At 74.4% G+C, this 11,463-nt stretch carries 12 protein-coding genes; 4 read left to right on the top strand and 8 right to left on the bottom strand.

The features are described 5' to 3' along the window. Positions 1-113: 113 nt before the first annotated feature. Genes VF825_RS04350 through VF825_RS04335 form a run of 4 tightly spaced genes read right to left on the bottom strand, consistent with a single transcriptional unit; the run spans position 114 to position 5,697 of the window. Positions 114-1,643 (bottom strand): anthranilate synthase component I, encoded by a 1,530-nt coding sequence (locus VF825_RS04350; RefSeq protein WP_331110520.1) that lies wholly within the window; start codon positions 1,641-1,643, stop codon positions 114-116. After that, positions 1,636-2,007: a phosphoribosyl-AMP cyclohydrolase gene (gene hisI / locus VF825_RS04345; protein WP_331110518.1), complete on the bottom strand. Its 372-nt coding sequence runs from the start codon at positions 2,005-2,007 to the stop codon at positions 1,636-1,638. Before hisI ends, VF825_RS04350 begins: the two co-directional genes overlap by 8 nt. Positions 2,008-2,026: 19 nt before the next feature. After that, positions 2,027-3,844, bottom strand: coding sequence for an ABC transporter ATP-binding protein (locus VF825_RS04340; RefSeq protein WP_331110516.1), 1,818 nt, complete (start codon positions 3,842-3,844; stop codon positions 2,027-2,029). Further along, entirely contained in the window at positions 3,841-5,697 is a 1,857-nt protein-coding gene (locus VF825_RS04335) for an ABC transporter ATP-binding protein (protein ID WP_331110514.1), read from the bottom strand. The genes VF825_RS04340 and VF825_RS04335 overlap by 4 nt, the downstream gene beginning before the upstream one ends. Positions 5,698-5,767: 70 nt before the next feature. Here VF825_RS04335 and VF825_RS04330 point away from each other — a divergent pair, with 70 nt between their 5' ends. After that, entirely contained in the window at positions 5,768-6,409 is a 642-nt protein-coding gene (locus tag VF825_RS04330; RefSeq protein ID WP_331110512.1) for a TIGR03085 family metal-binding protein, read from the top strand. Between the two features lie 53 nt (positions 6,410-6,462). Here VF825_RS04330 and hisF read toward each other — a convergent pair whose 3' ends face one another. Continuing rightward, the gene (gene hisF / locus VF825_RS04325; RefSeq protein ID WP_331110510.1) at positions 6,463-7,236 is read right to left on the bottom strand and encodes an imidazole glycerol phosphate synthase subunit HisF; all 774 of its coding nucleotides are present in this window, start codon (positions 7,234-7,236) and stop codon (positions 6,463-6,465) included. A 58-nt stretch (positions 7,237-7,294) separates the two neighbouring features. Between hisF and VF825_RS04320 the strand changes: the two genes are divergently transcribed. Together VF825_RS04320 and VF825_RS04315 are read left to right on the top strand one after the other, a co-directional pair. Continuing rightward, positions 7,295-7,939: an AAA family ATPase gene (locus VF825_RS04320; RefSeq protein ID WP_331110508.1), complete on the top strand. Its 645-nt coding sequence runs from the start codon at positions 7,295-7,297 to the stop codon at positions 7,937-7,939. A gap of 8 nt (positions 7,940-7,947) precedes the next feature. Beyond that, entirely contained in the window at positions 7,948-8,523 is a 576-nt protein-coding gene (locus tag VF825_RS04315) for a DUF5655 domain-containing protein (RefSeq protein WP_331110506.1), read from the top strand. Positions 8,524-8,531: 8 nt separating this feature from the next. Here VF825_RS04315 and VF825_RS04310 read toward each other — a convergent pair whose 3' ends face one another. The 3 genes from VF825_RS04310 to VF825_RS04300 form a co-directional block, all read right to left on the bottom strand. Next, positions 8,532-9,446, bottom strand: a complete 915-nt coding sequence (locus VF825_RS04310; RefSeq protein ID WP_331110504.1) for an NmrA family NAD(P)-binding protein — start codon at positions 9,444-9,446, stop codon at positions 8,532-8,534. A gap of 69 nt (positions 9,447-9,515) precedes the next feature. Next, entirely contained in the window at positions 9,516-9,734 is a 219-nt protein-coding gene (locus tag VF825_RS04305; protein ID WP_331110502.1) for a hypothetical protein, read from the bottom strand. A 6-nt stretch (positions 9,735-9,740) separates the two neighbouring features. Beyond that, the gene (locus VF825_RS04300) at positions 9,741-10,010 is read right to left on the bottom strand and encodes a hypothetical protein (RefSeq protein ID WP_331110500.1); all 270 of its coding nucleotides are present in this window, start codon (positions 10,008-10,010) and stop codon (positions 9,741-9,743) included. 166 nt (positions 10,011-10,176) lie between these two features. Here VF825_RS04300 and VF825_RS04295 point away from each other — a divergent pair, with 166 nt between their 5' ends. Further along, a complete protein-coding gene (locus VF825_RS04295; protein WP_331110498.1) occupies positions 10,177-11,337 on the top strand; it encodes an FUSC family protein in 1,161 nt (386 codons plus the stop codon). The last annotated feature ends 126 nt before the right edge of the window (positions 11,338-11,463 follow it).

The following is an 11,463-nucleotide window of genomic DNA, read 5'->3' as shown; positions in this document are numbered from 1 at the left end:
GAGGACGGCGTCGCTGACCGAGCCCTCAAGCCAGGTGCGCGAGCCGGTGACGAGCAGGACGCCGGCCCCCAGCAGGACCAGCAGCAGGACGACGCGCTTGGAGGTCAGCCGGGTCACGGCGCCCTCAGCCCGGACGCGGAGGCCACGGCACGCAGCGCGGCGGCGGCCTTGTTGACGCTCTCCTCGAACTCCAGCTGTGGCACCGAGTCGGCGACGATGCCGCCGCCGGCCTGCACGTGCGCGACCCCGTCGCGGATCACCGCGGTGCGGATCGCGATCGCCATGTCGAGGTCACCGTGGAAGTCGAGGTAGCCCACGACCCCGCCGTAGAGCCCGCGCCGGCTCGGCTCGAGCTCGTCGATCAGCGCCATCGCCCGCGGCTTGGGCGCCCCCGACAGGGTGCCCGCCGGGAACGTCGCCGCGAGCACGTCGTAGGCGCTCCGGTCCGGGCGGATCTCGCCGACGACGGTCGACTCGAGGTGCATGATGTGGCTGTAGCGGCGGATCGTCATGAACTCCACGACGTCGACCGTGCCCGCCTCACACACCCGCTGCAGGTCGTTGCGGGAGAGGTCGACCAGCATCACGTGCTCGGAGCGCTCCTTGGCGTCGGCGAGCAGGTCCTCGCCGTGGGCCACGTCCGCCTCCGGTGTCGCCCCGCGCGGCCGCGAGCCGGCGATCGGGTGGGTGATGGCCCGCCGCCCGGTCACCTTCACCAGGGCCTCGGGGCTCGAGCCGACCACGTCGTATGCCGTGCCGTCGGGTGCCGGGAGTCGCAGGAGGTACATGTACGGGCTGGGGTTGGAGGCCCGCAGGACGCGGTAGACGTCGAGCGCGTCGGCCGGGCACGGCACCGAGAACCGTTGCGAGAGCACGACCTGGAAGACCTCACCGGCCCGGATCGCCTCCTTGCCGGCCTCGACCATGCCGAAGAACTCGTCCCGGGTCCGGTTGCTCGTGGCCTCCGGGGCGGTCGGTTCGACCACCGCGACGGTGCTCGGCGCCGAGGCGGCGAGGTCGGTGGTCATGCGGTCGAGGCGCTCGACCGCGTCGCGCCAGGCCTCCTCCACCCGCTCGTCGGTGGCGTCGTAGTTGACGGCGTTGGCGACGAGCAGCAGCGAGCCGTCGGCGTGGTCGAGGACGGCCAGGTCGGTGGCGAGCATCATCGCCAGCTCCGGCAGGTGCAGCTCGTCGGGCGTGCCGTCGGGCACCTTCTCCCAGCGGCGCACGGCGTCGTAGGTGATGGCGCCGACCATGCCACCGGTCAGCGGGGGCAGGCCGGGGATGGGCTCGGTCGCCAGGGCGGCAACGGTGTCGCGCAACGCCTCGACCGGGTTGCCGCCGGTGGGCACGCCGACCGGCGGGGTGCCGATCCAGTGGGCCTGGCCTTCGTGCTCGGTCAGCGTGGCGTGGCTGCGCGCGCCGACGATGGAGTACCGCGACCACACCCCGCCGTGCTCGGCCGACTCCAGCAGGAACGTCCCGGGTCGGTCCTGGGCGAGCTTGCGGTAGACCCCCACCGGCGTCTCGGCGTCGGCCAGCAGCCGGCGGACCACCGGGATGACGCGGCGGTCCCGGGCCAGCTCGGTGAACGTCTCCAGTCCCGGCCAGGTGACGCCGTAGCGCAGGTCGGGCTCAGGCATCGCGCTGCCCCCGGACCGCGGGGAGGTCGCGACCCTCGAAGCAGGTGCGCGACCCCGTGTGGCAGGCCGCGCCGACCTGGTCGACCTGGACGAGCAGGGCGTCGCCGTCGCAGTCGAGGGCGACGGAGTGCACGTGCTGGGCGTGCCCGGAGGTGTCCCCCTTGCGCCAGTACTCCTGACGGCTGCGGGACCAGAAGGTCACGCGGCCGGTGGTCAGGGTGCGGTGCAGCGCCTCGTCGTCCATCCAGCCGACCATGAGGACCTCATGGGTGTCGTGCTGCTGGACCACGGCGCAGACGAGGCCGTCGGCGTCGCGCTTGAGGCGCGCGGCGACGGCGGGGTCGAGGGGGGAAGGGCCTGGCACCTGCCCCATTCTGCCGTGCCTACACACCCCGCTGTTGCGCGACCCAGGAGGCATGCAGGCGGGAGTAGACCCCACCGGCGCCGACCAGCTCGCGGTGCGGACCACGTTCGACGACCTCGCCCTTGTCGACGACGACGACCTCGTCGGCGGCCTCGGCGGTGGACAGCCGGTGGGCGATGGCGATCGAGGTGCGACCGCGGGTGAGGCCGTCCAGCGCCCGCTGCAGCCGGACCTCCGTGGCCGGGTCGACCGCGGAGGTCGCCTCGTCGAGGACGAGCAGGTCGGGGTCGGCGAGGTAGGCCCGGGCGAGGGCGACCAGCTGCCGCTCCCCCGCGGACAGCGACTCCCCGCGCTGGCCCACCTCGGTCTCCAGGCCCTGCGGCAGCCCCTCGAGCCAGGCGTCCAGGCCCAGCTCGGTCAGCGCCAGCTCGACCTCGGCGTCGGTGGCCTCGGGCCGGCCGAAGCGGATGTTGTCGATGAGCGGCGCGTCGAAGAGGAAGCCCTCCTGCGGCACCAGCACGACCCGGCCGCGCAGCGAGTCGAAGCGCACCTGGCGCAGGTCGACGCCGTCGATGCGCACCGCGCCCTCGCTGGGGTCGATGAGCCGGGTGAGCAGCTTGGCCAGGGTGGTCTTGCCCGAGCCGGTCTCGCCGACGATGGCCACCCGCGAGCGCGGGGCGATGGCGAGGTGGACGTCGCGCAGCACCGGCGGTCCACCCGGGTAGGCGTAGGTCACCCCGTCGAAGTCGACCGTGATCGGCCCGCGGGGCAGGCGCTGCCCGGCCTCGCCGGGGTCGGAGATGTCGGCCGGGGTGTCGATGACGCCGATGACCCGGCGCCACCCGGCGACGGCGTTCTGCATCTCGTTGAGGATCTCGCTGGCGGTCTGCACCGGCTGGGTGAACAGGTTGACCAGGAACAGGAAGGCCAGCAGCTCTCCGAGCGTGAGCTGGCCGTGCACGGCCAGCACCGTGCCGACGACGATCACCGCGGCCGTGGTCAGGCCGGAGACGAGCTGTCCGGTGGTGAACGACAGGACCGCGCGGACCTGGGCCCGGATGGCGGCGGTCCGGTGGTTGGCGATGGCCTCGTCGATGCGGGCCGCGGTGCGGTCCTCCACGCCGTAGGCCCGGATCGTCGCCGCCCCCACGACCGCCTCGGACACCGCGCCGAGCAGTTCGCCGACCCGCTGGCGCACCAGCGTGAAGGCCCGGCCGACCATGCCCTGGAACCGACGGATCAGGACGAACAGCGGCAGGAAGCACAGCCACACCAGCCCGGCCAGCACCGGGGAGTATATGACCATCAGCACCGTCGTCACGAGCAGCTGGCCGATGGAGATCATCAGCATCAGCCCGCCGAACTGCACGAACATCGAGATGGTGTCGACGTCGCTGGTCACGCGGGAGACGAGCGACCCGCGGCGCTCGGTGTTCTGGGTGAGCACCGACAGGTCGTGGATGTGCCGGAACGCCTTGAGCCGCAACGTCGCCAGCCCCGCCTCGGAGGCGCGGAAGAGCCGCACGTTGACGAAGTAGGAGGTCACCCCGGTGGCCAGCACGGCCACCGCGGCGAGCAGCACCATGCGCACCACGAGGGCCACGTCGGGGCCACCGGGCGCGAGGATGCCGCGGTCGGTGGTCTGCTGGACCACGAACGGCACGAGCACCCGGCCGATGGTGGAGACCAGCGCCAGGCCGAGGGTCACCCCGATGCCCTTGCGCAGCTCGGGGCTCAGCTCCACCCCGCGCCGCAGCGTGTCGGCGGTGCCGAGCTCGGCCGAGCTGTCGATGCCCGACGTGTCCGGTAGCGGCTGGGACCGCGACGCCAGGCTCATGCCTGCTCCCCCGCACTCACGCTGTCCTCCTCCTCGGCGGCGACCGCCGCCCGCTCCGCGGCCTCCCGGGCGTATGCCGTGACCAGCCGTTCGTAGCCCGCGCACCGGTCGAGCAGCTCCTCGTGGGTCCCGTGGTCGACCACCCGGCCGTGCTCGACGTAGACCACGTCGTCGGCGAGCGCGATCGTGGCCATCCGGTAGGCGACCACGAGCACCGTCGTGCCGAGGCTGGAGTCGCGCAGGGCGGCGAGGATCGCCTGCTCGACGCTGGGGTCGACCGCACTGGTGGCGTCGTCGAGCACGAGCAGCCGGGGGCGGCGGATCACCGCACGGGCCAGGGCGATCCGTTGCCGCTGGCCGCCGGAGAGGCTGGTGCCGCGCTCCCCCACCGGGGTGTCGATGCCCTCGGGCAGCGCCGCGACGAAGCCGTCGGCCTGGGCGATGCGCAGGGCGTTCCAGACCGCTTCGTCGCTGTGGTCCTCGCCGAGGGTGACGTTGCTGCGCACGGTCCCCTCGAACATGAACGTCTGCTGGGCCACGAGGGCGGCCACCTCGGGGACGCCACCGCGGGCCAGCTCGCGCAGGTCGACCCCGTCCAGGCTGACCGTGCCGGAGTCGGGGTCGACCAGCCGGACCATCAGCGAGGCCAGCGTCGACTTGCCCGAGCCGGTGGGGCCGACCAGCGCGCAGGTGCCGCCGGCGGGGACGTCGAGGGTGACCTCGCGGACCGCGGGGTTGGTCTCGGCCACGAGCTCGCCGTCCGGGCCCGGGCGGCTGACGTCGTAGGCGTAGGACGCGGACTCGACCCGCGCGGGGGTGGGCCCCTCGGTCGGGAGCCGCCGCTCGGCGTACGGCATCTCGCCGCGGGCCTGCAGGACTGCGTCGATGCGCTCCCAGCCGACGACGGTGCGCGGCAGCTCGGCCAGCACCCAGCCCAGGGCCCGCACGGGGAAGGACAGGATGGAGAACAGGTAGGCGACCTGCACGACCTCGGCGGCGTTGAGCTGGCCGCCGGCCACGCGCGCGGTGCCGATCGCGAGGACGGTCAGCGTGCCCAGCGTGGGGATCGCCTCGATGACCGGGTCGAACGTGCCGCGGGTGCGCCCGACCGCGACGTTGGCCGCCTGGAGCCGGCGGGTGACGTGCTCGAACCGCGCCGCCTCCTCCTGCTCGCGGCCGAGCGCCTTGACCACCATCGCCGCCTCGAAGCTCTCGTGGGCGACCTCGGAGACCTCGGCGCGCAGCTGCTGGGCGGCGGTGACCCGCGGGGACATGCGCCGCTGGAACGCCAAGTTGGCCAGGAACAGCGCGGGGAACACGGTCAGCCCGACCGCCGCGAGGACGGGGTCGACGAGGAACATCTCGACCGCGCCGACGACGAGCATGATGATGACGCCGACCGCCATGGGCAGGGGGTTGAACACCTGCCACGCGGCCTCCACGTCGGCGTTGGCGTTGGACAGCAGCTGCCCGGAGGGATGGCGGTGGTGCCACGACAGCGGGAGGCGGAGGTACTGCCGGGTGACGCGCCGGCGGTAGGTGGCGCTGAGGTTGTAGAAGGTGATGCCGGCCGCGACACGGCGCACGACCACGCCGACGACGTTGAGCACCACGACGGTGCCGACCATGAGCCCGGCCTGCCAGAGCTGCGCGGCGGTGACCTGGTGGGCGGCGATGGCGGGGGCCACGATCTCGTGGACGACCTTGCCGATGACCCAGGCGGTGCCGACCGTCATCACCGCGTAGAGCGCGCTGCCCACGACGGCCAGGGCGAACCAGCCCCGCTCCTGCCGGATGCCGCGGCCCACGACGGCGAGCCCACGGCGCAACGTGGGCGTGGACGCGCTGGCCACAGCGACCTCCTGCGAGGGGTGAGATGGGGAAGGCTCACAGCCTCTCACGGGGCGGTGACAGGATGCGCCCATGACGCGCTGCGCCCGGAGCGAACGAGCCGCCCTCTGCGACACCTTCGAGCAGGTCGGCCCTGACGCCCCGACCCTGTGCCCGCCGTGGCGCACCCGGGACCTGGCGGCGCACCTGGTGGTGCGCGAGCGCCGCCCGGACGCCGCGTTCGGGATCTGGCTGCGTCCCCTCGAACGCCACAACAGGCACGTGATGGACGACTACGCCGGTATGCCGTGGGGCGAGCTGGTGGACCTCGTGCGCACCGGTCCGCCGCCGTGGTGGTTCACCCGCGCCCCGGCGCTGGACGAGCGGACGAACCTGCCGGAGTTCTACATCCACCACGAGGACGTGCTGCGCGCGCGGCCAGGCTGGGAGCCGCGGGAGCGCGGCGCGGACCTCGAGGCCGCCCTGTGGCACAGCCTGTCGGCCACCGCGCGGCTGATGTTCCGCCGGGTCCCGGTCGGGGTCGTGCTGGTGACCCCGACCCACGGCCGGCAGGCGGTCAAGGCGCCGACGGCGCGGGGCACGGTCGTCCTCCGCGGCGAGCCCGGGGAGCTGATGCTCCTGGCCTACAACCGCCGTGACGTCGCCGACGTGGAGGTCACCGGGCCGGACGAGGCCATCACCGGGTTCGGGCTGGGACGGCTCGGCATCACCTGAGCTTGCCGGGCGGCCTCCGCGGGCGCGTACGTCGGCCCGGGTCCGGACCGGCGTCAGCGGACCGGGTAGCCGTGGGCTCGCAGCTCGTCCTTGACCTGGCCGATCGTCAGCTCGCCGTAGTGGAACACGCTCGCCGCGAGCACCGCGTCGGCACCGGCCGCCACCGGCGGGGTGAAGTCCTCGACCTTGCCGGCGCCGCCGCTGGCGATGAGCGGGATGGTGACCTCCGAGCGCACGGCGTCGACCAGCGGCACGTCGAAGCCGTCCTTGGTGCCGTCGGCGTCCATGGAGTTGAGCAGGATCTCCCCCGCCCCCAGCGAGGCCGCTCGGGCGCACCACTCCACGGCATCGATGCCGGTGCCCTGGCGGCCACCGTGGGTGGTCACCTCGAAGCCGCCGGTCGGCGCACCGGCGTCGTCACGCCGGCGGCGCACGTCGGCGGACAGCACCAGCACCTGGGAGCCGAACCGGTCGGCGATCTCGGCGATGAGCTCGGGGCGGGCGATGGCCGCGGTGTTCACCCCCACCTTGTCGGCCCCGGCCCGCAGCAGCCGGTCCACGTCGTCCACGGAGCGCACGCCCCCACCGACCGTGAGCGGGATGAAGACCTGCTCTGCGGTGCGCCGGACCAGGTCGTAGGTGGTCTCGCGGTTGCCGCTGCTCGCGGTGACGTCCAGGAAGGTCAGCTCGTCGGCGCCCTGCTCGTCGTAGCGCTTGGCCAGCTCGACCGGGTCGCCCGCGTCACGCAGGTTGAGGAAGTTGACGCCCTTGACGACGCGTCCGGCGTCGACGTCGAGGCAGGGGATGACGCGGATGGCAACACTCACGACCGAAGCCTACCGACGGCCCTGCGCCGGCCCGGCCGAGGCGGCTAGCCTCCGGGCCATGCCCTCCCCCACGGCGCGAGGCCCACGGCCCAGCCCCGGTCCTGGCGCAGGTCCCGGCCCACGCCCCGGCCCGCTGCCGGTGGCCGGGGCCCTGGACCGCGCGCTCGACCTGGTCGCCGGCGCCGAACCCCGCTGCGGGACAACGGTGGTCGTCGCCGTCGACGGGCCGAGCGGTTCGGGCAAGTCGACCTTCGCGACCGCCCTGGCGGCCCGCCTCGGGGGCGCGCAGGTGGTCCGCATGGACGACATCTACCCCGGCTGGGACGGCCTCGAGGCGGCAGTGCCGCTCCTGCGCGACGGGGTCCTGGAGCCGCTCGCCCGCGGCGAGCGGGCGGCATACCTCCGCTTCGACTGGGAGCGGGAGGCGTTCGCGGAGGCCCACGAGGTGCCTGCCGCGCCGGTCCTGGTGGTCGAGGGCGTCGGCTGCGGGGCGCGGGCCTGCGCGCCGTGGCTGTCGGTGCTCGTGTGGATGGAGGCCTCCCCCGAGGTCCGGCACGGCCGCGGCATGGACCGCGACGGGGAGACCTACCGACCGCACTGGGAGCGCTGGGCGGCGCAGGAGCGCAGGCACTTCGCCGCGGAGGGGACACGGCGGCGGGCCGACCTCGTGGTGGACACCGACCCGGCGCCGGCCGGGGCATGATGACGCCCATGGAGCCTGCGGACATGATGGCGGCGGTGTCGTCCTCGCTGGCCGAGCGCACCGGCCGGCCGCTCGAGGAGTGGGTGCGGCTGGTGCGCGAGTCCGGGCTGGACCCGTTGCAGCAGAACGAGGTCCGCCGCTGGCTCAAGGACGTGCACGGCCTCCCGCAGAACACCCAGTGGGCGATCGCGGACGCCGCGGCCCGGGAGGCGGGGTGGGTCGAGCCGACCGCGGAGGAGTACGCCGACGCCCTGTATGCCGGGCCCAGGGCTGCGCTGCGCCCGCTGCACGACGCCGTGGTCGCCCTGGCGCTCGCCCAGGGCGACGACACCAGCGTGCAGGCCCGGGGCGGCTACGCGCCGGTGGTGCGCCGGACCCAGTTCGTCGCCGTGGCGCCGGGGCCGCGGGGGACGCTGCGGGTCGGCTTCCGCTTCCGCGACGCCGTGCCCGAGGACGAGCGGCTGTCCCCGGCGAAGGGGTTCGCGCAGGCGACGCACTGGCTGCACCTCGAGGCGGACGCCGACGACAACGACGTCCGCTCGCTCGAGCCGCTGCTCGAGGTCGCCTACGCCCAGAACGGCTGAGCGCGGACTCACCCCTCCCGGCGGAGCACTTCCGCCCAGGTGGTGGGGCGGCGCCCCAGCAGGTGGGTGAGCACCGTGGCGTTGCCGGCCAGGCCGCGGCGGTCGTACGCGGCGAACATCGCCAGCAGGTCCTCGCGCGCCGGCGCAGGCAGGTCGCGGCCGGGTCCCACGGCCCACTCCGCCGGGTCGGTGGCGAGGGCCTGCACCGGGTGCCCGAGCACGGCGGACGCCTGCGCGGCCAGCCCGCGCACCGAGGTCAGGTCGCCGGCCAGCTCGTAGGTGGCGCGCTCGTGGCCCGGCTCGGTCAGCACCGTGGCGGCCACCTGCGCGACGTCCTCGAGGTCGACGAACGTGAACGGCGCGTCCGGGGAGTAGGGCACCGCCAGGCTCCCCTGCCGGGCGGCCGGGAGGAGGTTCTGCAGGTATGCCGCGGGCTGCAGGACCGTCCACGACGGCACCACCGCGCGCACCACCTCCTCGGCATCGGCCTTGCGCAGGTGGTGCGACATGGACCGGTCGTGCGGGTGCAGCACGGAGTGGAAGACCAGGCGGGTGACCCCGGCGGCGACGGCGGCGGTGGCCACGCGGCGCGCGATCCCCACCTCGGCGGGGTGCACGTTGGGGGCCAGGTGGTAGACGGCGTCCACCCCGGACACGGCGGCGTCGAGGCCCGCCCCGGAGGTCAGGTCGGCGACGGCGACCTCGACGGCACCGGCGCGCAGGACCTGCGGCCGGCGGGCGGCGGTGCGTACCAGCGCCCGGACGGTCACACCCCTGGACGCCAGCGCCCGGCTGACGGCCAGGCCGGTCTTGCCGGCTGCACCGACCACGAGCACGCGCGGCGAGCTGTCGTCGTCCGGAACCGTGCCCGTCGCACGGGTCTCGCGAGTCGTGGCAGCGGGCTGGGGGTGCGGGCGCGGCATACCGGCCATCCAAGGCGGGCGTGGGTGCGCCGGTCGTCGGCAGAACCTGCCAACGCGGGTCAGCTGCGCTCAGCGGCGGTCGGCCCAGCGGCGACGCGGCTGGCGCTCCAGCACACGGTCGAGCGCCTGGGCGAGGGTCAGCCCAGCCAGCTCCTCGCGCCGGACGGCTCCGGTGGCCAGCGCCCAGATCACGGGGCGCAGCGCGCTGAGCTCGGCCTCGTCGCGGTGCCGGATCGCGGCAGCGACCCGGGCCAGCAGCGGCAGGGCGTGGCGGTCGGGGTGTGGCATGCCGGCTCAGCTCGCCCGGGCGGTGCCGTCCGCGTCGGCGTCCGGCGCGGGGCCCGGCGGTCGACCGGCCGAGTGGCGCCGCTCGCCGAGCAGGTGCAGGTGCGGCGTGCGCTCGGCGATGAGGGCACGCACCTGCGCCTCGCTGCGGCCGCTGATCTCGGCCACGGTCACCACGCCGGCCGACAGGCAGGCGGCCACCATCCGCACGAGGTGGTCACGATCGGGCTGCTGCTGGGCGTCGCGCCCCGTCAGGGGCGAGCCGTCGGACGGGATCACTGCTCTCCTCACACGACGTTCCCCCGCCGGTGTATCCCGGGACCATAGTCCTTCCTGGCCGCCCAGCGGTAGGTCTGGGCGACGGGAATCCGCGCAGGTCACCGCCGGCGCAGAACCGGGACCAGCGGTCCGACCACCGGCGGCGACGCGCCCCTAGGGTGGTCCCATGTCCTCACTGGAGCTGTGGCGGGAGCGGGGCGCCGCACTCGGGCCGCGTGCGGCCAGGCGGTCGCGGGAGTCGCTCCAGCGCCGGACGCAGCGGCTGCGCTCACGCTTCTTCTTCATCGTCCAGTGCGCCCTCGCTGCCGCACTCGCCTGGTGGGGCGCGCGGGTGGTGCTGCACCACCCGACGCCGTTCTTCGCGCCGGTCACCGCGATGATCTGTCTGGGCCTGACCTTCGGCCAGCGGCTGCGCCGGGTGGTCGAGGTCACCGCCGGCGTGGCCATCGGCGTCTTCTTCGGCGACGTCTTCGTGCACTTCTTCGGCTCCGGCGTCTGGCAGATCGCCGTGGTCGTCATCATCGCGATGTCCGTGGCGGTGCTGCTCGGCGCCGGGTTGCTGATCGTGACCCAGGCCGGCGTGCAGTCAGTGGTGGTCATGACCCTGCTGGCCCAGCCGGGGGCGGCGTTCTCGCGCTGGCTGGACGCCGTGGTCGGCGGGGCGATCGCGCTGCTGGCCGCCACCGTCGCCCCGGCCGCCCCCCTGCGCCGGCCCCGGCAGCAGGCGGCCAAGGTGGTCACCGAGATAGCGCTCATCCTCGGCGAGACCGCCCAGGCCCTGCGCGAGGGCAACAGCGACCTCGCCGGTGCCACGCTCGAACGCGCCCGCCGCTCCGAGTCCGCGCTCGACGAGCTGCGCTCCCTGTCCGCCGAGGGGATCGCCGTGGTGCGGCTGTCGCCGTTCCGCCGCCGGCACCTGCCCGCGGTGCAGGCCATCGCCGACCTGCTGGAGCCCCTGGACCGGGCCATCCGCAACGTGCGGGTGCTCGTGCGACGGGCCGCCGTGGCGGTGTGGCGCACCGAGGAGGTGCCACCGGCATACGTCGGCCTCATCGAGGAGCTGGGCACCGTCACCCAACGCATCTCCGACGAGCTGGAGCAGCGCCGGCTGCCCGAGGGGGCGCGCGCCGACCTGTCGCGGCTGGGCCGGGCCAGCGCCGTGGTCGCCCCCCACCCGACCTTGTCGGCCGAGGTGATCCGCGCGCAGGTGCGCTCGACCGTCGTCGACCTGCTCATGCTGACCGGGCTGACCTACGCCGAGGCACGCGCCCGGGTGCCGGTCTCGGTCGACGCGCTCGAGGACGACTTCGTCGAGAGCGAGCACTGAGGTCGACAGCGTCTACCGACGTCGAAGGCGAAGGCTGACGTCGAAAGCGAACGCTGACGGACGGGGCGAGCGCTGACGGACGGGGCGAGCGCTGACGGACGGGGCGAGCGCTGACGGACGGGGCGA

The sequence above is a fragment of the Oryzihumus sp. genome (assembly GCF_036391795.1).
Classification (GTDB): Bacteria; Actinomycetota; Actinomycetes; order Actinomycetales; family Dermatophilaceae; genus Oryzihumus.
Note: the sequence above shows the minus strand (reverse complement) of the source record. Positions and strands in the feature narration are given on the sequence as shown.